This is a genomic window from Pedococcus sp. (assembly GCF_036554925.1).
In the GTDB taxonomy this organism is placed as follows: Bacteria; Actinomycetota; Actinomycetes; order Actinomycetales; family Dermatophilaceae; genus Pedococcus_A.
Map to the genome: position 1 here is coordinate 11,960 of NZ_DATBMI010000069.1, position 23,478 is coordinate 35,437.

A 23,478-nucleotide genomic window follows, 5' to 3' on the forward strand; every position below is an offset into this window, starting at 1 on the left:
CGCCGGCGTCGGAGCCGGCGTCGGGCTCGGTGAGGCCGAAGCCGGCGAGGGCCCGGCCCGCCACCAGGTCGGGCAGGAAGCGCTGCTTCTGCTCGTCGGAGCCGTAGGTGAGGATCGGGTTGATGCCCAGGCCGACACCGGCCGAGAGCGTGATGCCGACCGACTGGTCGACGCGGCCGAGCTCCTCGATGGCGACGCACAGGCTCGTGAAGTCGCCGTCCTCACCCATGCCACCGAACTCCTCCGGCACGACGAGGCCGAACAGCCCGAGCTCCCCCATCTTGGGCACCAGGTCGGACGGGAAGTGGTGGTCGCGGTCCCACTTCGCGATGTGGGGCTCGACCTCGTCCTGCGCGAACTCGCGCACGACCTTGCGGAAGTCCTCGTGCTCCTTGCTCAGCTCGAACATCGCCCACTCCTTCGGGGGAAGCGCGGTGCGGGGGTCGCCCGACCGCGCGGCATACCGGTCACTGCTTGACGTTGACGTAAACGTAAAGCACGATGAGCGCCATGACAACCCCAGCCGCGACCGACGAGCGGACCTGGACGATCCGCGAGGTCGCGGAGGAGTTCGGGGTCACCCACCGCACCGTCCGCCACTACGAGGACCTCGGGCTCATCACCCCCGAGCGCCGCGGCACCACGCGGGTCTACCACCGTCGCGACCGCACCAGGCTGAACCTCATCCTGCGCGGCAAGCGCCTCGGCTTCCCGCTCGAGGAGATCCGCACGATCATCGACCTCTACGACCGGCCCCGCGGGAAGGCGAGCCAGCTCGAGTACGTCCTGGGGCAGATCGAGACCCGGCGGACGGACCTCGAGCAACGCCGGCGCGACCTCGAGGACGCCCTGGCCGAGCTCAGCGAGTTCGAGCGTCGCTGCCGCGAGGACCTGAACCGCCTCGGGTGAGCCGGCCGCCGGCCGCGGATAGGGTCCCGTCATGAGCCATCTGCGAGTGTTGTTCATCGGCGGGACCGGGATCATCAGCACGGCCTGCTCGCGCCAGGCTCTGGCCCGGGGGATGCGGGTCGCCGTGCTGAACCGCGGGCAGACGCAGCACCGGCCGGTGCCCGAGGGCGTCGAGGTGTTGCGGGCCGACGTGCGCGACGCCGACGCGGTTCGCGCGGCGCTGGGCGGTCGGGAGTTCGACGTCGTCGCCAACTTCCTGAACTTCACCCCCGAGCACGTCCAGCAGGACATCGACCTGTTCGCGGGCCGCACCTGGCAGTACGTCTTCATCAGCTCGGCCTCGGCCTACCAGACCCCGCCGACCCGCCTGCCCGTCACGGAGTCGACGCCGCTGCGCAACCCCTTCTGGGAGTACTCGCGCAACAAGATCGCCTGTGAGGACCTGCTGGTGCGGGAGTACCGCGAGCGCGGCTTCCCCATGACGATCGTGCGCCCGTCGCACACGTACGACCCGACCCTGGTGCCGTTCGACGGCGGCTGGACGGTCGTGGAACGGATGCGGCAGGGCCGTGAGGTGGTGGTGCCCGGTGACGGCACGTCGCTGTGGACCCTCACCCACCACGAGGACTTCGCGCGTGCCTTCGTCGGCCTGCTCGGGCAGCACGCAGCCCTCGGCGAGGCGTTCCACATCACCTCCGACGAGGCGCCGACGTGGAACGAGATCTACACCGCGATCGCCGACGCGGCGGGCGTCGAGCCGCGCCTCGTGCACGTCGCCTCCGACGCCATCGCGGCGGCCGACCCCGACCTCGGCGCCGGGCTGCTCGGCGACAAGGCGAACTCGATGGTGTTCGACAACACCAAGGTCAAGGGGCTCGTGCCGGGGTGGGCCGCGCAGGTCCCGTTCCGAGAGGGAGCACGCGAGATCGTGGACTGGCACGACGAGGACGCGTCGCGCCGGGTGGTCGACGGCCGGATGGACGCCCTCTTCGATGCGCTCATCGAGGCCTACCGCCCCCGCCCGTTGCGCTGACTGCTACCCGCCGACGCGGGTGCGCACGGCATACAGCTCGGGGAAGAAGGTCAGGTCGAGCGCGCGCCGCAGGAAGTCGACGCCGGAGGACCCACCCGTGCCCGTCTTGTGCCCGATGGTGCGGGTCACGACCTGCAGGTGCCGGAAGCGCCACTGCTGGAAGTTGTCCTCGAGGTCGACCAGCTCCTCGCAGGTCTCGTAGACGCCCCAGTGCTCGTCCGGCGCGGCGTAGACCGAGGCGAAGGTGTCGACGAGTGGCTCGCTCATCCGGTAGGGCTGTGACACGTCGCGCTGGAGCACCTCGGCCGGCACGTTGTAGCCGCGGCGGGAGAGGTAGCGCAGGAACTCGTCGTAGAGGCTCGGCTCGTGCAGCAGCCCCTCGAGCAGGGAGCGGGCCGCCTCGTCGTGCTCGAAGACCTGGACCATCTCGGCGTTCTTGTTGCCGAGCAGGAACTCGACGGCGCGGTACTGCCATGACTGGAAGCCCGAGCTGCTGGCGAGGAACGGCCGGATCTGGGCGTACTCGCTCGGCGTCAGGGTCGCGAGGACCGACCACTGCTCGGTGAGGGTGTTCTGGATGTGCTTGACCCGGGCCAGGCGCTTGAGGGCGGGGGCAAGGTCGTCGCCCGCCAGCAGGCTGCGGGCAGAGCGCAGCTCGTGCAGCATGAGCTTCAGCCACAGCTCGGAGGTCTGGTGCTGGATGATGAAGAGCAGCTCGTCGTGCTGCGCCGGCTCGCTGCGCGGGTGCTGCGCCGTCAGCAGCCGGTCGAGGCCGAGGTAGTCCCCGTAGGACATCGCGGCTGTGAAGTCCCGCTGGATGCCCTCTTCGAGCTCGCGGCGGGCGCGCGGGTCGGGGCTGTCGGCGACGCTCATGGCGCCCACCCTAGAACCGCCGCGGGCGTGCCGCGGCACCGCCGTCGCCGACGGCACCGCGGCACAGTCGCCGCTCAGCGCGAGGTCAGTTGAACTCGTTCGGGTGCGGGCCGGTGCGGTGCTCCTCCTCGAGCGTGGCGATGGCCGCGAGGTCGTCGGCGTCGAGCGAGAACCCGAAGATGTCGAAGTTCTCGGCGATGCGGCTGGGCGTGACCGACTTGGGGATCACGACGTTGCCGAGGTCGACGTGCCAGCGCAGGATCGCCTGGGCAGGCGTGACACCGTGCCTGGCAGCGATCGCCGCGATCTTCTCGTCCCGCAGCACCTCGCCACCCGAGGCCAGCGGGCTCCACGCCTCGGTGAGGATGCCGTGGGCCGTGTGGAACGCGCGCAGCTCCTCCTGCTGGAGGTACGGGTGCAGCTCGATCTGGTTGATGGCCGGGAGCTCGCCGGTCTCGTCCGCGAGCCGCTGCAGGTGGTCCACCTCGAAGTTGCAGACACCCACGGCGCGCACGCGGCCCTCCTCGCGCAGCCGGAGCAGCGCCCTCCACGTGTCGACGTAGGTGTCCTTCTCCGGCGTCGGCCAGTGGATGAGGTACAGGTCGAGGATGTCGAGGCCGAGCCGCTTCATCGACGCGTCGAAGGCCGAGAGCGTGGAGTCGAAGCCCTGGTCGTCGTTCCAGACCTTGGTGGTGACGAAGAGCTCGTCGCGTGAGACGTCGGCGCGCGCGATGGCCTGGCCGACGCCCTCCTCGTTGCCGTAGATGCGTGCGGTGTCGATGCTGCGGTAGCCGGTCTCGATGGCGGTCGACACGGCGGCGACCACCTCGTCCTCGGGCACCTGCCAGACCCCGAAGCCGAGCTGCGGGATCTCGATGCTGGACGTTCCGGCGGACAGGGGGAGGTTCGGGACAGCAGTCATGCGCACGACTGTATGCCGGGTGCCCGTCGCCCACAGCCCGGGTCACCTGCCGGGACGGCCGGGAACACCACGGTGCTCCGCGCTGTTGCCGAGCCCACACCGGTGGGGGGCGGGTTGACGCGGCGGAAAGCGACTAGGCTCCGCGCCATGGCGCCCATCTCCAAAGTCCTGATCGCCAACCGCGGCGAGATCGCCGTCCGCATCGCCCGTGCCTGTGCGGACTCCGGCCTCGGCTCGGTGGCCGTCTACGCGGAGCCGGACCGCGACGCCCTGCACGTGCGCGTGGCCGACGAGGCGTACGCCCTCGGCGGCTCGACCCCCGGCGACAGCTACCTGGTGCAGGAGAAGCTGCTGGACGTCGCGAAGCGCTCCGGCGCCGACGCGGTCCACCCCGGGTACGGCTTCCTCGCGGAGAACGCCTCCTTCGCCCAGGCCGTGATCGACGCCGGGCTGACGTGGATCGGCCCCTCCCCCGCCGCCATCGACGCCCTCGGCGACAAGGTCAAGGCCCGCCACATCGCAGCTGCGGCCGAGGCCCCGCTCGTGGCCGGCACCCCCGACCCCGTCGAGAGCGCGATCGAGGTCATCGACTTCGCCGAGGCGCACGGACTGCCGGTTGCGATCAAGGCGGCCTACGGCGGTGGTGGCCGCGGCCTGAAGGTCGCCCGCACCCTGGAGGAGATCCCCGAGCTGTTCGACTCGGCGACCCGCGAGGCGGTCGCCGCGTTCGGCCGCGGCGAGTGTTTCGTCGAGCGGTACCTCGACCGGCCGCGGCACGTCGAGACCCAGTGCCTCGCCGACACCCACGGCAACGTCGTCGTCGTCTCCACCCGTGACTGCTCGCTGCAGCGGCGCCACCAGAAGCTGGTCGAGGAGGCCCCGGCACCGTTCCTCTCCGAGGCGCAGAACGCCGAGCTGTACCGCGCCTCCAAGGCGATCCTGAAGGAGGCCGGCTACACCGGCGCCGGGACCTGTGAGTTCCTCGTCGGCCAGGACGGCACCATCTCCTTCCTCGAGGTGAACACCCGCCTGCAGGTCGAGCACCCGGTCACCGAGGAGGTCACCGGCATCGACCTCGTGCGCGAGCAGTTCCGGATCGCGAACGGCGAGCCCCTCGGCTACACCGACCCCACTCCGCGCGCGCACTCGATCGAGTTCCGCATCAACGGCGAGGACGCCGGCCGCAACTTCCTCCCCGCCCCGGGCAGGGTGACGACCTTCCGCCCACCCGCCGGCCCCGGCGTGCGCCTCGACACCGGCATCGTCGAGGGCGACACCATCGCCGGCGCGTTCGACTCGATGCTCGCCAAGCTCGTCGTCACCGGCCACGACCGCCAGCAGGCGCTCGAGCGCTCGCGCCGTGCCCTGGCCGAGTTCGCGATCGAGGGCATGCCCACCGTGCTGCCGTTCCACCGCGCCGTGGTTGACGACCCGGCGTTCGCCCCGAAGGACGCGCACGAGCCGTTCGCGGTGCACACCCGCTGGATCGAGACCGAGTGGGACAACACCGTCGAGCCGTATGCCGGGCCCGTCGCCGACGTGCCCGAGGAGGCAGGCGAGCGCCAGACCGTCGTCGTCGAGGTGGGCGGCAAGCGCCTCGAGGTCGTGCTGCCGGGCGGGCTCGCGCTCGGCGGTGGCGGCACCGCCAAGAAGAAGGCACCCAAGCGCTCCGCCGGCAGCAAGGGTGGCGCCGCGGCATCCGGCGACTCGCTCACGGCACCGATGCAGGGCACCATCGTCAAGATCGCGGTCGAGGACGGCCAGGAGGTCGCCGAGGGTGACCTCGTCGTGGTGCTCGAGGCGATGAAGATGGAGCAGCCCATCAACGCCCACAAGTCCGGCACCATCACGGGCCTGTCCGCCGAGGTCGGCCAGACGGTGACCAACGGCGCGGTCATCGCCGACATCAAGGACTGACGCCGGCAACAGGTCCCGTCCCGACGGGGAGACCTGCGCGTGGCCGGTGTGGCCCGTGCCGGTGCTACCGCTGCTCGGGACCGCCCGTGTCGGGCTGGGAGCCCCCGGGAGCCTGCGTGCCGGACTGCACCTCCCCCTGCTGGGTCGGGCCACCCTCGGGGAGCGGGGACCCACCCTGGGAGCCACCCACGGCGTCTGACGAGCCGGCGCCAGGGCGCAGCGACTCGTCGAGCGGACCGCCCGGCTGGCCGGGCTGCTGCGCTCCGGGGGTCAGCGGCTCGTCGACCGACCCGGGCTGCTGCGGGTCGCCGGTGGCGGGCTCGGGGTTGGGCGCGGTCGTCTCGGACACCGGGCCGGGGCCCGGCTCGGGCACGGGCGTGGGGCCGGGCTCCGGCACGGGCGTCGGCCCCGGCTCGGGCACCGGCGTGGGGCCCGGCTCCGGCATCGGCGTCGGCCCCGGCTCGGGCACGGGCGTGGGGCCGGGCTCAGGCATCGGCTCGCCGGCGTCGGGGTTCGCCTGCTCAGGCGTGGTCTGCTCCGGCGGCAGGCCGAGCTTCTCCCGCAGCAGGTCGCCGCCCTTGTCGACGTGCCCGGCGTACTTCCCGCCGGTGCGGGAGTCGATGGTGTCCTCGACCTTCTCGATCACCGAGTCTGCCTGCGCTGGGTTGCCCTTGACGAAGTCCTTGAACTTGTCCATGAATCCACCGGCCATGGTCTGCCTCACTTCGCGTCGGGGTCAGGATGCGCGCCCCGCGGGCAGGGCGGTCCCAGCACCCTACACACGGGCCAGCGGGCCGGCCCGCCGGAGACGACGGCACCCGCGACGCCGTCGCCGATGCTACTGCGGGTCGTGCAGCTGGCGCGCCGCCTCGGCCACCGACCCGGACAGCGACGGGTAGACCGTGAAGGTGCCGGCCAGCTGGTCGACGGTGAGCCCGTGCTGCACGGCCAGGGTCACGGGGTAGATCAGCTCGGAGGCCCGAGGCGCCACGACGACACCCCCCACGACGGTGCCAATCCCCTTGCGGGCGAACAGCTTCACGAAACCGTCCGTGATCCCCTGCATCTTGGCGCGGGGGTTCGTCGCGAGCGGGAGCATCACGGCGGCGGCGTCGACCCGACCCTCGTCGACGTCCTTCTGGGAGTAGCCGACCGTGGCGATCTCGGGGTCGGTGAAGATGTTGGCGGAGACGGCCCGCAGGTTGAGGGGGACCACCGCGTCACCGAGGGCGTGCGCCATCGCGATGCGCCCCTGCATGGCCGCCACGGACGCGAGGGGCAGGACACCCGTGCAGTCGCCCGCGGCATACACGCCGCGGACCGACGTGCGCGAGACGCGGTCGACCGAGACGTGGCCGGAGGGGGCCAGGCCCACGCCGACCTCCTCGAGCCCGATCCCTGACGTCTGCGGGATGGACCCGACTGCGAGGAGCGCGTGCGAGCCCTCGACCTCGCGGCCGTCCTCGAGGCGGACCAGCACACCGCTGGCGGTGCGCTCCACCGCGGCCATGCGCGAGCGGTCGAGGACCTCCATGCCGCGCTTGCGGAAGACCTCCTCGATCACGGTGGCCGCGTCGGCGTCCTCGCCGGGGAGCACGCGGTCCCGCGAGGAGACGAGGGTGACGCCGGCGCCGAGGCCGAGGTAGGCCTGTGCCAGCTCGGCGCCGGTGACGCCGGAGCCGACCACGACGAGCTTCTCGGGGAGCTCCTTGAGCGTGTAGATCTGCTGCCAGGTGAGGATGCGCTCGCCGTCGGGCTGCGCGGTGGGCATGACTCGCGGGGTCGCGCCGGTCGCGACGAGGACGACGTCGGCCGTGAGCTCCTCCACACCACCGTCCTCGAGCTCGGCCCGCACCCGCGAGGGCGACTCCAGCCGACCGACGCCCCGCAGCACCCGCACGCCGTCGGAGTCGAGGCGGGCGCCGATGTCGCGGCTCTGCGCCGCGGCGAGCCGCAGGACCCGCTGGTTGACGGCCACGATCTCGGCGACGGAGTCCGACACCTCGTCGCCCTCGTGGTCCTCGAGGTGGACCCCGAGCTCGGCCGCGGTGCCGAACTGCGACATGAAGTCCGCGGTCGAGATGAGCGTCTTGGACGGGACGCAGTCGGTCAGCACCGCCGCGCCGCCCAGGCCGTCGCGGTCGACCACGGTCACCTGCGCGCCGAGGTGCGCCGCGACCAGCGCCGCCTCGTAGCCGCCGGGGCCACCACCGAGGATCACGACTGAGGATTCGCGCGCGTTCACGCGCCCCATCCAACCACTGCGGCCATCCGTGCGCGGGGCCGGTGCAGGCCCGCCGGCCACCGCCTCAGCGCATGTTGCCCGTGTGGCCGAGCGAGTACCGGCCCGGCTGCGGCCAGACGCACAGGCCGTGGGGGCCGGGGTCGACCGGTATCCGGTGCGTCACCCGGCCCGTGGCGGTGTCGAAGACGTAGACCTCGGCGTGGTAGCGGCCGCTCAGCCAGAGCTCGCGGCCGTCCGCGCTGACCCCGCCCATGTCCGGGGACCCGCCCCCGGGGACCTTCCAGAGCGCGAGCTGCTCCAGGGTTCGCGCATCGAGCACCGAGACCGACCCGGCGTCGCGGTTGGAGACGAACAGCCGCGTGGCGTCGCGCGAGGGGTAGATGCCGTGCGCGCCGAGACCGGTGCGCAGGAACCTGGCGTACCTCAGCGTGCGGGCATCGATCACCCAGACGCCGTTGCGCAGCATGTCGGCGGCCAGGAAGTACCGCCCGTCGGGGGTGAGGCGCACGTCCTGGGGCATGGCGGAGGCCCCGGGCGCGAGCTGCTGCTTGGGGCTGCCGTGCAGGTGCCTGGCCTGCTCCGGCGAGGTGGCACCCGGGGTCCTGACACGGTTGAGGTCGATCACCTTGCGGATCCTTCGCGCCGACCGGTCCACCACGAGGAGCTCGCCGCTGAACTCGCAGCTGGCCACGAGGAAGGACCCGTCGGCCGAGAAGTCGGCGTGGTTGACCCCCTCGCAGGGTACGCGGAGCGAGTGCTGCAGCCGCAGGGTGCGCGCGTCCCTGACGTCGATGCGCCGCAGCCGCTCGGCCATCACGAGGGCGTGGGCGCCGTCCGGGGTGAAGTAGAGGTTGTAGGGGTCCTCCACGGCGATGCGCCGCCCGGGCCTGCCCGTCCTGGCGTCGATCGGCACCAGGTCGTTGCCCATGGCGTCGTTGACCCAGAGGGTCCTCAGGTCCCACGACGGGACGACGTGCTGGGGCTCGCGCCCGGTGGGGATGCGCCCGACCACGCGGTAGGTCCTCGGGTCGATGAGCTGCACGGTGTTGCTCAGGGTGTTCGGCACGTACACCATGGGGCGGGCCGTTCGTGCGGGGCCCCTGAGCGCCCCGGTGGTCGCCGCGGCATACACGTTCGTCGGCGGGCGGGGCGAACCCGTCGGCGAACTGCCGGCGGACTCCCCGGGCGTGGTCGTCGACGCCGGGACCGACGCCGGGGTGGTGGGCGCCCCCGGGGCGGTCGAGGCGGTCGGCGAAGCCGGTGAGGTCGTCGGTGCCGGCGCAGCCGAGGACGACCCGGACGCACCGGCCCCCGGTGCCGTGCCGGCGGAGCAGCCCGCGACCAGGACCGCTGCGATCGCGCCGGCCACGGCGGACGGGCGAAGAACCCCCATGGGCGCCATCGTCCCGCAGGGGGCGGGCTGGCGCAGCCTTTCGCAGGTCCCGGGTGAATCCGGCGGTGGGCAGCGCCGCGCTCGGTACGCTTCCCGCGTGACCGAACAGCATGCCGCCCCCGACCTCAGCGACCCCGCGACCGACCCGTTCGAGGTGGCCGGCGCCGCCGCCGCGGTCATCGCCGAGCGCACCGGTGCCGAGCGCCACGACGTCGCCCTCGTGCTCGGATCGGGCTGGGGCCAGACCGGCGACCTCATCGGCGAGACCCTCGCGACCATCGACAACGCCGACGTTCCCGGCTTCGCGAAGGCCGCCGTCGAGGGGCACTCGGGCACCATGCGCTCGGTCGCCATCGGCGACACCGGTCGCCGCGCGCTCGTCTACGGCACCCGCACGCACTTCTACGAGGGGCGCGGAGTGCGGGCCGTCGTCCACGCCGTCCGCACCGCCGCCGCAGCGGGCTGCAGGACCATCGTCCTGACCAACGGGTGCGGCGGGCTCAACCCCGCGTGGGCCCCCGGCACCCCGGTGCTCATCCGCGACCACATCAACCTCACGGCGCACTCCCCCATCGAGGGCGCGAACTTCGTGGACCTCACGGACCTCTACTCCCCACGGCTGCGCGACCTCGCCCGCGAGGTCGACGGCGACCTCGACGAGGGCGTCTACGTCCAGTTCCGCGGGCCGCACTACGAGACCCCGGCCGAGGTGCAGATGGCCAGGACCATCGGCGGCGACCTCGTGGGCATGTCCACGACGCTGGAGGCGATCGCCGCCCGGCAGGCCGGCATGGAGGTCCTCGGCATCTCCCTGGTCACGAACCTCGCCGCCGGCATCAGCGAGCAGCCCCTGTCGCACGCCGAGGTCATCGAGGCGGGTCAGGCGGCCGCCGGACGCTGTGGCAGGCTGCTCGCCGCTGTTGTGGCAACAATCTGAGAGGACCACCGAGATGACGTATGCCGGCCGGCACGGTCGTGACGAGGACGCCAGTCCCAGCGTGGAGGACCTGCGGTCCGAGCTCGTCGAGGCTGCCCAGGCGTGGGTGGACGACGACCCCGACCACGACACGCGGGTCGAGCTCGGTGACGTCATCATGCGTGCCAAGGCCGCCGACGAGGAGGCCGTGGCCGACCTGCGAGACCGCTTCGCCGGGATGCTGGAGTTCGGCACCGCCGGCCTGCGCGGCGCCCTCGGCGCCGGTCCCAACCGGATGAACCGGGCGGTCGTGATCCGCGCGGCCGCCGGCCTCACGGCATACCTCAAGGAGCGTGACGCCGAGCCGTTCGTCGTGATCGGCTACGACGCGCGCCGCAACTCGGACGTCTTCGCCCACGACACCGCCGCGGTCGTCGTCGGCGCGGGCGGGCGTGCCGCCGTCCTCCCCCACACCCTCCCGACGCCGGTGCTGGCGTTCGCGATCCGCCACCTCGGCGCCGATGCGGGTGTCATGGTGACCGCCAGCCACAACCCACCCCAGGACAACGGCTACAAGGTCTACCTCGGCGACGGCAGCCAGATCGTCCCCCCGGCCGACGCAGGCATCGCCGCACAGATCGCCCGGGTGCGCTCCGTCGCCGACGTCCCCCTCGCCGACGACGGCTGGGAGACGCTGGGCAACGACGTGCTCGAGGAGTACCTCGACGCCACTGCCCGGATCGTCTCGCCCGACAGCCCTCGCGACCTCTCGGTGGTCCACACCGCGTTGCACGGCGTCGGCAGCGAGACCCTGCTCGCGGTGTTCGAGCGGGCCGGCTTCCCGGCCCCGGTCCCGGTCCCGAGCCAGCAGCACCCGGACGCCGCGTTCCCCACCGTCTCGTTCCCCAACCCGGAGGAGCCGGGCGCCATCGACGCGGCGCTCGAGCTCGCCCGCGAGGTCGGCCCGGACCTCGTGCTGGCCAACGACCCCGACGCCGACCGGTGCGCGGTCGCGGTCAGCGACGGTGGTGCGTGGCGGATGCTGCGCGGCGACGAGGTGGGGGCGCTGCTCGGGGCGCACCTGCTCGCCCGAGGAGTGGGTGAGGACGCCGTCTTCGCGAACTCGATCGTCTCCTCGCGCCTGCTCGCTGCCATGGCCGCCAAGGCCGGCATCCGCCACGAGGAGACCCTCACCGGGTTCAAGTGGATCGCCCGGGTCGAGGGCCTGCGCTACGGCTACGAGGAGGCACTCGGCTACTGCGTCGACCCGGCGACGGTCCGCGACAAGGACGGCGTCAGCGCCTCGCTCCTCATGGCCGAGATGGCCGCCGGCCTGAAGGCCGAGGGCCGCACCCTCTCGGACGTGCTGGACGACCTCGCCGTCGAGCACGGCGTGCACGCCACCGACTCGTTCTCGGTGCGGGTCGCCGACCTGTCCCTGATCGGCACGGTCATGGAGCGCCTGCGCCAGCAGCCCCCGGCGGAGGTCGCCGGGATCCCCGTGGGGCGCGCGGACGACCTCGCCCAGGGCTCCGACCAGCTGCCGCCGACCGACGGCCTGCGCTTCTACCTCGACGACGGCTCGCGCGTCATCGTTCGCCCGTCGGGCACCGAGCCCAAGCTGAAGGTCTACCTCGAGGTCATCGAGCCGGTCGGCGGCGCGGCCAAGCTCGACAGGGCCCGCAAGCGCGCCGAGGTCCGGCTCGAGGCCATCCGCGAGGCGATGCGGGGTCTGACCGCCCTGTGAGACGCGGCTAGACTTCTTCGGTGAGTACCTCCACTGCCGTGCGCGACACGGTTGACGCGACTGCCCGCGCCCGCGACCTCCTCGGCGTGTCCCGCCTGACCAACGCCGCCCTGACCAGCTGGCTGCACGGCCTGCCGGGGGTCGACCAGGTCGGCTGCGAGGCCAGGGCCGCAGGCCTCGGCACCCGGTCCATCAAGACCACGGCCAAGGCATGGGCGATCGACACCGCCATCGGGATGATCGACCTGACCACGCTGGAGGGGGCCGACACCCCCGGCAAGGTCCGCGGGCTCTGCGCCAAGGCCCTCACCCCCGACCCCACCGACGCGTCCACCCCGCGCCCGGCCGCGGTGTGCGTCTACGGCGACATGGTGCCGGTCGCCAAGGAGGTCCTCGCCGGCGGCGGCGTCAAGATCGCTGCCGTGGCCACGGCCTTCCCTAGCGGTCGGGCCTCGATGGCGGTGAAGCTGGCCGACACCGCCGACGCCGTGGCGGCCGGCGCCGACGAGATCGACATGGTCATCGACCGTGGCGCGTTCCTGTCGGGCCGCTACCTCGACGTCTTCCACGAGATCGCCCAGGTCAAGCAGGCCTGTGGCGACGCGCGCCTCAAGGTGATCATGGAGACCGGCGAGCTCGTCACGTACGACAACGTGCGCCGCGCCTCCTGGCTGTCGATGCTGGCGGGCGGCGACTTCATCAAGACCTCCACCGGCAAGGTCTCCCCCGCCGCCACCCTCCCCGTCACGCTGATCATGCTCGAGGCCGTGCGCGACTGGCGCGACCTCACCGGTGACATGGTCGGCGTGAAGCCCGCCGGCGGCATCCGGACCAGCAAGGACGCCATCAAGTTCCTCGTGTCGGTCAGCGAGGTCGCCGGCGACGACTGGCTGGACCCGTTCTGGTTCCGTTTCGGCGCCTCGAGCCTGCTCAACGACCTGCTGCTGCAGCGTCAGCGCATGCGCATCGGCGCCTACTCCGGTCCCGACTACGTGACCGACGACTCCCCCAGCCTCTACTGACCCCCCGGATCTGAGGACCCCCACTCATGGCCAAGTTCGAGTACGCACCAGCCCCGGAGTCCCGGGCGGTCGTCGACCTCAAGCCCTCCTACGGGCTCTTCATCAACGGTGACTTCACCGAGACCGAGGGCGGCTCCGCCTTCAAGTCGATCAGTCCCTCGACCGAGGAGGTGCTGGCCGAGGTCACCGAGGCGTCGGAGGCCGACGTCGACCGCGCGGTCGCGGCCGCCCGCCGCGCCTTCACCGGCGCCTGGGGCCGGATGTCCGGCGCCGACCGCGGCAAGTACCTCTTCCGCATCGCCCGGATCCTCCAGGAACGGGCCCGTGAGTTCGCGGTCCTGGAGAGCCTCGACAACGGCAAGCCGATCCGGGAGAGCCGCGACGTCGACGTTCCTCTCGCCGCGGCGCACTTCTTCTACCACGCGGGCTGGGCCGACAAGCTCGAGTACGCCTCGCTGGGCAGCAACCCCCGCCCCCACGGGGTCGTCGGCCAGGTCATCCCCTGGAACTTCCCGCTGCTCATGCTCGCGTGGAAGATCGCCCCGGCCCTGGCCGCAGGCAACACGGTCGTCCTCAAGCCGGCGGAGACCACCCCCCTGACGGCGCTGCTGTTCGCCGAGGTCTGCCAGCAGGCCGACCTGCCCGCCGGTGTCGTCAACATCGTCACCGGCGCCGGTGCGACCGGGCAGGCCATCGTCGACCACCCGGGCATCGACAAGCTCGCGTTCACGGGCTCGACCGGCGTCGGCAAGATGATCGCCCGGTCGATCGCCGGCACCCGCAAGAAGGCCACGCTCGAGCTCGGCGGCAAGGCCGCGAACATCATCTTCGACGACGCCGCCATCGACCAGGCCGTCGAGGGCATCGTCAACGGCATCTTCTTCAACCAGGGCCACGTCTGCTGCGCCGGCTCGCGCCTGCTCGTGCAGGAGTCCATCGCCGACGACGTGGAGAAGCGGCTCAAGCGTCGCCTCGCCACGCTGCGCGTCGGCGACCCGCTCGACAAGAACACCGACGTCGGCGCCATCAACTCCAAGGCCCAGCTCCAGCGCATCACCGAGCTCACCGCGGCGGGCGAGGCCGAGGGCGCCACCCGCTGGGAGCCCGCGTGCGAGCTGCCGAGCAAGGGCTTCTGGTTCCGTCCCACCGTGTTCACCGGGGTCAGCCAGACGCACCGCATCGCCCAGGAGGAGATCTTCGGCCCGGTGCTCTCCGTGCTGACGTTCCGCACCCCGCACGAGGCGGTCGCCAAGGCCAACAACACGCCCTACGGCCTCTCCGCCGGCGTGTGGACCGAGAAGGGCTCGCGCATCCTGTGGATGGCCGACCAGCTCCGGGCCGGCGTCGTGTGGGCCAACACGTTCAACAAGTTCGACCCGACCAGCCCGTTCGGCGGCTACAAGGAGTCGGGCTACGGCCGCGAGGGCGGCCGTCACGGCCTCGAGGCCTATTTCGTGACAGGAGACGCCAAGTGAGCCCCACCGCCCAGCGCACGGCCCAGGCCGACACCCGCGTGGACGTGAGGAAGACCTACAAGCTCTACATCGGCGGGAAGTTCCCCCGCTCGGAGTCGGGCCGGTCCTACGAGGTCACCGACGCGCGCGGGCGGTTCCTCGCCAACGCGTCCCAGGGCTCGCGCAAGGACGCGCGCGACGCCGTCGTCGCCGCGCGCGGCGCTTTCCCGGGGTGGGCGGGCGCCACGGCATACAACCGCGGGCAGGTGCTCTATCGCGTGGCCGAGGTGATGGAGGGCCGCCGCGCCCAGTTCGTCGCGGAGGTCAGGGCCAGCGAGGGCGTCACCGACCGCAAGGCGGAGACTCTGGTCTCGCAGGCCATCGACCGCTGGGTCTGGTATGCCGGGTGGTCCGACAAGTTCGCCCAGGTCCTGGGTGGGCTGAACCCCGTCGCGGGCCCGTACTTCGACATCTCCGCCCCCGAGCCGACCGGTGTCGTCGCCGTGCTGGCCCCGCAGCGCTCCTCGCTGCTCGGCCTGGTGTCGGTGCTCGCGCCGGTCATCGTCTCGGGCAACACCGCCGTGGTGCTCACCAGCGAGCTGCGGCCACTGCCGGCCATCACGCTGTCGGAGGCGCTGGCGACCTCCGACGTGCCGGGCGGCGTCGTCAACCTGGTCACCGGCCGCACCGCCGAGGTCGCGCCGTGGCTGGCGTCGCACCGCGACGTCAACGCCATCGACCTCACGGGTGCCGCCGATGCGGAGGGCGTCGTCTGGGGCGACCTCGAGCTCGCCGCGGCCGAGAACCTCAAGCGCGTCATGCGCCCCGCCGGCAACGGCACCGGCGCCGTGGAGCCGGACTGGTCGGCGACCCCCGACCTCGGCCGGCTCAGCGCGTTTCTCGAGACCAAGACGGTCTGGCACCCCAAGGGCCGCTGACCCTTGGGCGAGACCAGCGACCCCGCGGGGGACACCGTGGGGCAGGACCGCGTGGTCGTGCTGGCCGGCCCCAGTGGGGCCGGCAAGTCGCGTCTGGCCGCCCGGCTCCAGGACGCCCACGGCTGGCCGATCCTGCGGCTCGACGACTTCTACCGCGACGAGGACGACCCGTTGGTGCCGCGCAGCGAGCAGCTCGGCATCGTCGACTGGGACCACCCCGACTCGTGGAACCGGGTCGCGGCGCTCGACGCCCTGGCCACCCTGGCCACGACGGGCCGGGTCACGACGCCGGTCTACGACCTCTCCGCCAGCCGGGCCGTCGGGACCGCCGAGCTGACGGCCGAGCCGCACGACCTGATCCTCGCGGAGGGGATCTTCGCGGCCGACATCATCCCCGACCTCAGGCTCCGCGGCCTGCTCGCCGGCGCGTTCTGCGTGCACCACCGGCCCGGCGTCACGTTCGTCCGGCGGCTGGTCCGTGACCTGTCCGAGCGCCGAAAGCCGCCGTTGACACTGGTCCGACGAGGCCTGGCCCTCATGCGCGAGGAGCCCGCCCTCGTGCGACGGCAGCAGGACCTCGGTGCCGAGCCGGCGCGCGCCAGGCACCTCGAGCCCAGGCTGAGCGCGCTCGCCCGGCGCTGAGCGGTCGGGAGGTGACCGGCCCGGGCAGATCACCGCAAGAGCACACATGTCGGGCCCGCCCCGCGATAGGTTCTTACCAGACCGCAGCCGCGGTGAGTGAGGGGGCTGGATGAGTGAGGGCATCCTCCCGGGCAGGACGCCCCGGGAGGCCGGAGCCGTGTCCGGGAACGGGTCGGAGACCAGCTGGACCGCACCCGGGTCGACCCCTGCCCCCGCGGGCCCTCCCGGCGCGCCTCCTCCAGGCTGGCCTCCTCCCAGCCCTCCCCCGCCCGGCCCGGCGGGGCCGACTCCTCCGGCGGGACCGACGGGCTCCCTTCCCGGTGGGCCTCCCGCCTGGCAGCCCGCGTGGGCCTCCGCCCTGACCGCCCACAAGCCCGGCATCGTCGCCCTGCGGCCGCTCAGCCTCGGCGACATCGTCGAGGGCGGCTTCGCCTCGATCCGCCGCAACCCGCGCACCTTCCTCGGTCTCGCCGTCCTCACGGCCCTGGCCGTCCTGGTCGTGGCGGGGCTGCTGTTCCTGGTCGGCTACCTCGTCAGCACCGCCCTCGAGGGCTCCACCACTCTCGACGTCTTCCTCACCTTCGGCATCACCTCGTTCGCGGTGGTGATGCTGTTCCTCAGCGCCGCCACGTCGATCGCCCTCTCCGGGATGCTCGCCTACCCGGTGGGCGAGGCCGTCCTCGGCCGGAAGCCCACGATCGGCGAGACCTGGCGCAAGACCCGCCGCATGCTCCCGCGCCTCATCGGCCTGTGCGCCGTCCTGGTCCTCCCGACCACGGCCCTCTTCGCCCTGGTGGTCGGCGGCACCATCTGGGCCTTCGCCGGTGACCTGCCCGCAGTCGGTGTCCTCGGTGTGCTCGGCGTCCTCGCCGCCGGCGCAGCGGTGCTCTGGCTGGGTGTGCGGCTCGCCCTGGCCACGCCCGCCCTGGTCCTCGAGGACCTGCGCGTCATCGGGTCCCTGCGGCGCTCCTGGGGCCTGACCGCCGGGCTGTTCTGGCGCACCTTCGGCATCCTGACGGTCTCCAGCCTGCTCATCGGGGTCGTGCAGTACCTCCTCTCGATGGTGCTGCAGATCGGCGGGATGCTCCTGGGCCTCGCCCTCGGCACGATGCTCGACTCCGGGTCCGACTCCGACACGCTCGTCGGCGTCGTCGCCGCCGCCTCCAGCGTCGTCGGCGGCCTGGTCAGCGGCATGGTCACCCAGCCCTTCCTCGCCGCCGTGGCCGCGCTCCTCTACACCGACTCCCGGATCCGCAAGGAGGGCTTCGACCTCGCCCTCGCCCGGGCCGTCGCCGACGCCGGCAGGAGCCCGGCTCGCTGATGCCTCTGTCCGTTGCTGCCGTCCCGGACGCGGCCGCGCGCCTCGACCCGGGCAACGACCAGGCACGGCGCTGGCTCGAGGAGGAGCTGTCCTCCGCCGCCTACCGCGAGCACACCGACCCGCTGCAGCGGCTCCTCGACGCGGTCGACCGGGCGCTGGACAACCTCCTCAGCGTCGACCCCAGCACGGCGGGCGCCCTGCCCTCGGCCGCTGCCGGGGTGGTGACCGCCCTGGTGGTCGGGCTGCTGCTGTACTCGCTGCGCCACGTGCGCCGCGAGTCCCGCGTGGGGCAGGCGCCCGAGACCGTCCTCGGCGGCGAGCGCCTGACTGCCGGGGCGTTCCGCGAGCGGGCGATGGCCGCGCTGCGCGAGGGCCGGTGCGCCGCCGCGGTCATCGACGCGATGCGCGCCATCGCCCAGCGCGCAGCCGAGCGGACCCTGTTGGACGACGCACCTTCCCTGACCGCCCACGAGGTGGCGCAGCGCCTGGCCCAGCCCTTCCCGGCGCAGGCCGATGGTCTGCGCTGGGCGGCCGACCTCTTCGACGAGGTGGCCTACGGCCGACGCGACGCGTCCCCGGTGGAGGCGGAGACCATCCTCGCCCTGGACTCCGAGGTGGCCGCCAGCCGGCCGGCGCCCCGGCGCACCAAGGCCGACGCGCAGACCCTGCCGACGCCCGGGGGGTCGCGATGACTCTCGAGGTCTGGGACCGCCCGGACGCGCAGCCGGGCGCTGGTGGCGACGCCCCGGGCGAGTCGGCTGAGCAGCCGGGCCGCCGGTGGTCGCGGTGGCCGGGCGGGCGACGACGGGCCACGGTCGTCGCCGCGGCCACGGTCGCCTTCATGCTCATCGTCCTCGGGGCCGTGGCGCTGCGTGGGCGCAGTGGCGCCGACCTCCCACTCGACCCCGGCAACGCCCGACCTGCGGGAAGCCAGGCCCTCGCGAGGGTGCTGGAGGAGCGGGGACTCGCCGTCGACATCGCACGCGGAGAGGCGGACCTGCTCGGCCTCGACCAGCCGGGTCCTGACACCACCGTGGTCATCACGCAGACCCAGGCGCTCTCGGAGGAGACGGCTGCCACCGCCCTGGACCACGCCCGGCGTGCCAGGCGCATCGTGCTGGTGGAGCCCGACACCTTCCTCCTGCAGTCCCTGGGCCTGCCCGTGGACCCGGCCGGGGGCGCGGCGTCCACCCGGAGCGTGCGCGCCGACTGCGTCGCCGACGGGATCGCGGCTGCCGACACCATCTCGTCGGTCGGCAGCGGGTACACCACGACGGACCCGTCGGCCGACACCTGCTTCACCTTCGAGCGCTCGTCGGCGCTCGTGACCGTGCCCTCCCGGGCCGGTACCCCCGAGGTCGTCGTGCTGGGCGCCGGCGAGATCCTCAGCAACCGCGAGATCACCCGCTACGACAACGCGGGGGTGTCCGTGCGGCTGCTCGGCCGCGGCGACCGGCTCGTCTGGTACACCGCCGATCCCCGCGACGTCGCGCTGGAGGACACGACGCCGACCTCCGAGATCCCCCGGGCGCTCGGTCCGCTGGTCTTCCTCGGCCTGACCGCACTGCTCGCCACGATGCTCTGGCGTGGCCGGCGGTTCGGACCACTGGTCACCGAGCCGCTCCCGGCCGTGGTCAAGGCCATCGAGACGACGCAGAGCCGTGGGCGTCTCTACCGCCGGGCCAAGGACACCGCGCGGGCCGGCTCGATCCTGCGGACCGCAGCCCGTGGCCGGCTCGGCAGGTACCTCGGGCTGCAGGCGGGCGCGCCGGCGCGGGCCGTCGCCGAGGCCGTCGCGCGCGCCACCGGGCGCCCGCCCGAGCACGTGCTGGCGCTGCTGGACGGCCCGCCCCCCGCCACCGAGGACGCCCTCGTCGCCCTCGCCACCGACCTGTCCACCCTGGAGAAGGAAGTGCACCGCCCATGACGGACCAGCCCGTGACCCCCGCACCCGCGGGGGCCGCACCCCAGGAAGCCGCCCCCTCGCCGTCGTCGGGCGCCCAGCCGTGGGCCGGGCGCCCGACGCCCTCGGGGACCGAGACGGCCCGTTCGGAGGCTGCGCGCCGAGCGCTGCTCGCCGTCCGCACCGAGGTCGCGAAGGCGGTCGTGGGGCAGGACGCCGCGGTGACCGGCATCCTGATCGGCCTCCTGTGCCGTGGGCACGTGCTGCTCGAGGGGGTGCCGGGCGTGGCCAAGACGCTGCTGGTGCGCAGCCTCGCCGCGGCCCTCGCGGTGGAGACCAAGCGCGTGCAGTTCACCCCTGACCTGATGCCCGGTGACGTGACCGGCTCGCTGGTCTACGACAACGCGACGTCGGAGTTCTCCTTCCGCGAGGGCCCGGTCTTCACCAACCTGCTGCTCGCCGACGAGATCAACCGCACCCCTCCGAAGACCCAGGCGTCCCTGCTGGAGGCCATGGAGGAGCGCCAGGTCTCCGTCGACGGCAAGCCCCGCCCGCTGCCGGTGCCGTTCATGGTCGCGGCGACACAGAACCCCGTCGAGTACGAGGGCACCTACCCCCTCCCCGAGGCACAGCTCGACCGCTTCCTGCTCAAGGCGGTCCTTCCCCTGCCGCCCCGTGAGGACGAGGTCGCGGTCATCCAACGACACGCCGCCGGCTTCGACCCGCGCGACCTCGCCGGGGCCGGCCTGCGCCCCGTCGCCTCGGCCGACGACCTCGCCGCCGGCTCCGCCATGGTGGCGCAGGTCCAGACCTCTCCCGAGGTGGTCGGCTACATCGTCGACATCGCCCGCGCCACCCGGCACTCACCGTCGCTGTCGCTCGGGGTCAGCCCCCGCGGGGCGACGGCCCTGCTCGCCACGAGCCGCGCCTGGGCCTGGCTCAACGGCCGCGACTTCGTCACGCCGGACGACGTCAAGGCGTTGGCGCAGGCCACCCTCGCGCACCGGCTGTCCCTGCGCCCCGAGGCCGAGCTCGAGGGCGTCGGCGTCGCGGCCGTCCTCGACAGCGCCATCGGCTCGGTCCCGGTGCCGCGGTGATGGTGCGCCCGTGATCGTCACCGGCCGCCTGGTCGTCCTCGTGCTGTGCGGGGCCGTCCCGGTCCTGCTGCGCCCCGAGGCGACGACGGTGTGGCTGTGGGCGCTGGTCTGCCTCGTCGTGGCCGGGTTCGACGCCCTGCTCGCCGGGAGCACGCGCTCGCTGCACCTGGAACGGCTGGCCTCGCCCCAGGTCCGGCTCGGGGACCCCAGCAGCACCACCCTGCTGGCCAGCAACACCGGGTCCCGGCCCTTCCGCGGTTGGCTGCGCGACGCCTGGCAGCCCTCAGCCGGGGCGACCGACAACCGCCACCGCCTCGCTGTCCCGGCCGGGGAGCGACGCGCCCTGCGCACGCCGCTGCTGCCGACGAGGCGAGGCGACCGCCAGGCTGACCGGGTCACGGTCCGCCGTCTCGGCCCACTCGGCGTCGCGGGCCGGCAGCGGTCCTCCGTGGTCGGCGGCCACGTCCGCGCGCTGCCGCCCTTCCACTCACGACGCCTGCTGCCCTCCCGGCTCGCCCAGCTCCGCCAGCTCGACGGGCGCTCCGCGGTCCGGACCCGCGGCCAGGGCACGGAGTTCGACTCGCTGCGCGACTATGTCGACGGCGACGACGTGCGCAGCATCGACTGGCGCGCGACGGCCCGGCGGCGCTCCACGGTGGTGCGCACCTGGCAGCCGGAGAAGGACCGCCACATCGTGCTCGTCCTGGACACCTCACGCACCTCGGCCGGGCGGGTCGGCGACACCCCCCGCCTCGACGCCGCCATGGACGCCGCGCTGCTGCTGGCCGCGCTCGCCTCCCGTGCCGGGGACCGCGTGGACCTCATCGCCGGTGACCGGCGTGTGCACCGCAAGGTCGTCGGGTCGAGCCGCACGTCCCTGCTGTCCGACCTGGTGACCGCCATGGCACCCCTCGAGCCCGCCCTGCTCGAGGCGGACTGGCGCCTGCTCACCTCCGAGGTGACCCGGCTCAGCCGGCACCGCGGCCTCGTCGTCCTGCTGACACCGCTGGAGCCGTCGGCGATCGAGGAGTCGCTGCTGCCGCCGCTCGGCGTGCTCGCGCAGCGCCACCGGGTCGTGCTGGCGTCGGTGTCCGACCCTGCCCTCACCCGGCTGCGCACAGGCGGCGGCGACGCCGCGTCGGTCTACGACGCCGCGGCGGCCGAGCGCACCATCGCCCTGCGGCAGCGCACCGCGGCCGCCCTCGGCCAGCTCGGTGTCGAGGTTCTCGACGCCGACCCCGAGCACCTGCCCGCCGCCCTCGCGGACCACTACCTGCTGCTCAAGAGCCGCGGCCTGCTCTGACGTGATTGCGCACTTCCTGACCGCTCGCGCGGAGGGCACCAGCCCTTCACGGACCATCCGACGCTGTGGCGTCATTCCGCCCAGTTGGATGCTGGTCAGAGCACACCATCGCCGTCCTCTGGACAACGACGCCCTCCGTGACGTGGACGCCAAGCCGGCCGCCTCCTTAGCCTGCGGGGATGGACGCAGACGAGGTGATGCAGGAGTACGGCGCAGCATGGGGTCGGGGAGATCCCGCGGGAGCGTTTGCGTTCTACGCCGACGACGTCGTGATGCACCTGCCCGGCCGCAGCGCGCTGGCGGGCGAGCATCGCGGGAAAGCCGCGGTCGTCGACGCGATCTTGGCGCTGCTCGCGCGCACCGACGGGCTCCCGGTGACCGTCGAGGTGCTCGACCGCCTGGTCTCCGCGAACACGGTCGCCCTCGTGCTGCGCGAGGTGGCCACCCGCGGCGACGCGACTCTGGAGTTGAGGCGTGTCAACGTCTACCGGATCCGCGACGGCAAGATCACCGACATCGACATCTTCGAAGCCGACCAGTACGAGGTCGACGCCTTCTTCGGTGGGGAGTGAAGCGCCACATCGAGTTGATCGATGATTCACGCGGTCAGCTCGAGGGTTCGTTGGGGTAGGCAGTCCCCCGCTTCGCCGTCGGCCCCCGCGAAACGCCCGTGCGGCCCTGTCCCACCGCCACGACAGCGGCCACTGCCTGCCGCCGCCGCTTACCGTGCCGCTACGCGTGTCACAACGCCGCATAGGAGCGCACTCGAGGCACGGCACGACTCCAGCGGAACGCGCCGCAACGGCATACCCGCACGCCTTGGGGCGGTCGGCGTCAGCCCGCGACCGGCGCCTCGAAGCCCCGCTCGGCCTCGGCGACGTCGCCGCGCTCGCCGCGGCGGTGGGCCCACCGGCCGGCGGTGAAGACGTAGGTGAAGAAGGCCGCCTCGGCGAGGACGCCGATCCCCACCCGCACCCACGTCGGCAGGGGCGAGGGAGTCACGAAGGCCTCGATCACACCGCAGAGCAGCAGCAGGACGACCAGCCCGAGCGCGGTGCCCAGGGCGGCCCGGCCCTCCTGGCCCAGGGCCTGCGCTCGCGTGCGCGCCCCCGGCTCGACCCACGACCAGAACAGCCGCAACCCCACACCGGCCGCCACGAAGAGGCAGGTCAGCTCCAGCAGCCCGTGGGGCGCGATGAGGCCGAAGAACAGCGCCCCACGGTCGTGGCGCACCATGATCGAGCCGACGACCGCGAGGTTCAGCATGTTCGTGGCGAGCATGTAGAGCACGGGCAGGCCGAAGACCCCGGACGCGATGCACAGCGCGGACAACCAGAAGTTGTTGGTCCACACCCGCAGCGCGAACGAGCTGGCGGCGTACTCGCTGTAGTAGTTCTCGAAGTCGTTCTCGACCAGCTGTCGGATCTGCTCCGGGGAGGCGAGCGAGCTCTCGACGGAGGGATGCTCCAGCAGCCACCACCCCATCACGAGGGCGAGCAGGACGTCGGCGACCAGCACGCCGATCCACCACCACCGCATGCGGTACAGCGCGGCTGGGAACGACTGGCCGAAGAAGCGGCCGACATCGGACCAGGCCACCACCCGTGACCCGGCAGACCGTGACCTCGCGCGGGCCAGGAGCATCGAGAGGTAGGCCACGAGCGAGGGGTCGGGGGTGGTCGAGCGCACCAGGGAGAGATGCGTGGCCACGCGCTGGTACCGGTCCAGGATCTCGTCGGCCTCGGCACCTGTCAGGTGACGCCGCTTGCAGAGCTCCTCGAGCCGGTCCCAGTCCCCCCGATGGGCTGCCACGAAGGCGTCCAGGTCCACGTGGCAACCCTAG

At 72.9% G+C, this 23,478-nt stretch carries 21 protein-coding genes and 1 pseudogene; 15 read left to right on the forward strand and 7 right to left on the reverse strand.

Annotated elements, in window-relative coordinates; translation table 11 throughout:
• Window positions 1-67: 67 nt before the first annotated feature.
• Window positions 68-409: pseudogene (locus tag VIB11_RS17775) on the reverse strand (acyl-CoA dehydrogenase family protein); the annotation flags it as partial.
• A 101-nt stretch (window positions 410-510) separates the two neighbouring features.
• Between VIB11_RS17775 and VIB11_RS06120 the strand changes: the two are divergent.
• Window positions 511-909: a MerR family DNA-binding transcriptional regulator gene (locus tag VIB11_RS06120; protein ID WP_332029375.1), complete on the forward strand. Its 399-nt coding sequence runs from the start codon at window positions 511-513 to the stop codon at window positions 907-909.
• 31 nt (window positions 910-940) lie between these two features.
• Entirely contained in the window at window positions 941-1,942 is a 1,002-nt protein-coding gene (locus tag VIB11_RS06125; RefSeq protein WP_332029377.1) for an SDR family oxidoreductase, read from the forward strand.
• Window positions 1,943-1,945: 3 nt separating this feature from the next.
• Here VIB11_RS06125 and kynA read toward each other — a convergent pair whose 3' ends face one another.
• Together kynA and VIB11_RS06135 are read right to left on the reverse strand one after the other, a co-directional pair.
• Window positions 1,946-2,815: a tryptophan 2,3-dioxygenase gene (gene kynA, locus VIB11_RS06130; protein ID WP_332029379.1), complete on the reverse strand. Its 870-nt coding sequence runs from the start codon at window positions 2,813-2,815 to the stop codon at window positions 1,946-1,948.
• Window positions 2,816-2,900: 85 nt separating this feature from the next.
• The gene (locus tag VIB11_RS06135) at window positions 2,901-3,737 is read right to left on the reverse strand and encodes an aldo/keto reductase (protein WP_332029381.1); all 837 of its coding nucleotides are present in this window, start codon (window positions 3,735-3,737) and stop codon (window positions 2,901-2,903) included.
• Between the two features lie 147 nt (window positions 3,738-3,884).
• Between VIB11_RS06135 and VIB11_RS06140 the strand changes: the two genes are divergently transcribed.
• Window positions 3,885-5,654 (forward strand): acetyl/propionyl/methylcrotonyl-CoA carboxylase subunit alpha, encoded by a 1,770-nt coding sequence (locus tag VIB11_RS06140; protein WP_332029383.1) that lies wholly within the window; start codon window positions 3,885-3,887, stop codon window positions 5,652-5,654.
• A 64-nt stretch (window positions 5,655-5,718) separates the two neighbouring features.
• Here the strand turns inward: VIB11_RS06140 and VIB11_RS06145 are convergent, their stop codons facing one another.
• The 3 genes from VIB11_RS06145 to VIB11_RS06155 all read right to left on the reverse strand — a co-directional run bounded on the left by VIB11_RS06145 (window position 5,719) and on the right by VIB11_RS06155 (window position 9,292).
• Entirely contained in the window at window positions 5,719-6,366 is a 648-nt protein-coding gene (locus tag VIB11_RS06145; RefSeq protein ID WP_332029385.1) for an antitoxin, read from the reverse strand.
• A 126-nt stretch (window positions 6,367-6,492) separates the two neighbouring features.
• Entirely contained in the window at window positions 6,493-7,959 is a 1,467-nt protein-coding gene (locus tag VIB11_RS06150) for an NAD(P)H-quinone dehydrogenase (RefSeq protein WP_332029387.1), read from the reverse strand.
• Between the two features lie 4 nt (window positions 7,960-7,963).
• Window positions 7,964-9,292: a hypothetical protein gene (locus VIB11_RS06155; protein WP_332029389.1), complete on the reverse strand. Its 1,329-nt coding sequence runs from the start codon at window positions 9,290-9,292 to the stop codon at window positions 7,964-7,966.
• Window positions 9,293-9,389: 97 nt separating this feature from the next.
• Between VIB11_RS06155 and VIB11_RS06160 the strand changes: the two genes are divergently transcribed.
• From VIB11_RS06160 to VIB11_RS06215, 12 genes are all read left to right on the forward strand, one after another.
• Window positions 9,390-10,229, forward strand: a complete 840-nt coding sequence (locus VIB11_RS06160; RefSeq protein ID WP_332029390.1) for a purine-nucleoside phosphorylase — start codon at window positions 9,390-9,392, stop codon at window positions 10,227-10,229.
• A gap of 13 nt (window positions 10,230-10,242) precedes the next feature.
• Window positions 10,243-11,955, forward strand: a complete 1,713-nt coding sequence (locus VIB11_RS06165; RefSeq protein WP_332029392.1) for a phospho-sugar mutase — start codon at window positions 10,243-10,245, stop codon at window positions 11,953-11,955.
• Between the two features lie 20 nt (window positions 11,956-11,975).
• A complete protein-coding gene (gene deoC, locus VIB11_RS06170; protein ID WP_414695771.1) occupies window positions 11,976-12,977 on the forward strand; it encodes a deoxyribose-phosphate aldolase in 1,002 nt (333 codons plus the stop codon).
• A gap of 26 nt (window positions 12,978-13,003) precedes the next feature.
• A complete protein-coding gene (locus VIB11_RS06175) occupies window positions 13,004-14,452 on the forward strand; it encodes an aldehyde dehydrogenase family protein (protein ID WP_332029394.1) in 1,449 nt (482 codons plus the stop codon).
• Window positions 14,449-15,369: an aldehyde dehydrogenase family protein gene (locus VIB11_RS06180; RefSeq protein ID WP_332029396.1), complete on the forward strand. Its 921-nt coding sequence runs from the start codon at window positions 14,449-14,451 to the stop codon at window positions 15,367-15,369. Before VIB11_RS06175 ends, VIB11_RS06180 begins: the two co-directional genes overlap by 4 nt.
• 3 nt (window positions 15,370-15,372) lie before the next feature.
• Window positions 15,373-16,011, forward strand: coding sequence for an ATP-binding protein (locus VIB11_RS06185; RefSeq protein ID WP_332029398.1), 639 nt, complete (start codon window positions 15,373-15,375; stop codon window positions 16,009-16,011).
• A gap of 109 nt (window positions 16,012-16,120) precedes the next feature.
• Window positions 16,121-17,332, forward strand: coding sequence for a glycerophosphoryl diester phosphodiesterase membrane domain-containing protein (locus VIB11_RS06190; RefSeq protein WP_332029400.1), 1,212 nt, complete (start codon window positions 16,121-16,123; stop codon window positions 17,330-17,332).
• Window positions 17,332-18,024, forward strand: a complete 693-nt coding sequence (locus tag VIB11_RS06195; protein WP_332029402.1) for a DUF4129 domain-containing protein — start codon at window positions 17,332-17,334, stop codon at window positions 18,022-18,024. The genes VIB11_RS06190 and VIB11_RS06195 overlap by 1 nt, the downstream gene beginning before the upstream one ends.
• Complete coding sequence (locus VIB11_RS06200) at window positions 18,021-19,259, forward strand: DUF4350 domain-containing protein (RefSeq protein WP_332029404.1); 1,239 nt, start codon at window positions 18,021-18,023, stop codon at window positions 19,257-19,259. Before VIB11_RS06195 ends, VIB11_RS06200 begins: the two co-directional genes overlap by 4 nt.
• Window positions 19,256-20,332 carry a MoxR family ATPase gene (locus tag VIB11_RS06205; protein WP_332029406.1) on the forward strand — a complete coding sequence of 359 codons (1,077 nt, stop codon included), beginning with the start codon at window positions 19,256-19,258 and terminating at the stop codon, window positions 20,330-20,332. Before VIB11_RS06200 ends, VIB11_RS06205 begins: the two co-directional genes overlap by 4 nt.
• A gap of 10 nt (window positions 20,333-20,342) precedes the next feature.
• Window positions 20,343-21,635, forward strand: a complete 1,293-nt coding sequence (locus VIB11_RS06210; RefSeq protein ID WP_332029408.1) for a DUF58 domain-containing protein — start codon at window positions 20,343-20,345, stop codon at window positions 21,633-21,635.
• Window positions 21,636-21,814: 179 nt separating this feature from the next.
• Entirely contained in the window at window positions 21,815-22,207 is a 393-nt protein-coding gene (locus VIB11_RS06215) for a nuclear transport factor 2 family protein (RefSeq protein WP_332029410.1), read from the forward strand.
• 262 nt (window positions 22,208-22,469) lie between these two features.
• On the opposite strand, the gene VIB11_RS06220 is transcribed toward VIB11_RS06215, so the two are convergent.
• A complete protein-coding gene (locus VIB11_RS06220) occupies window positions 22,470-23,465 on the reverse strand; it encodes a stage II sporulation protein M (protein WP_332029412.1) in 996 nt (331 codons plus the stop codon).
• Window positions 23,466-23,478 lie beyond the last annotated feature (13 nt).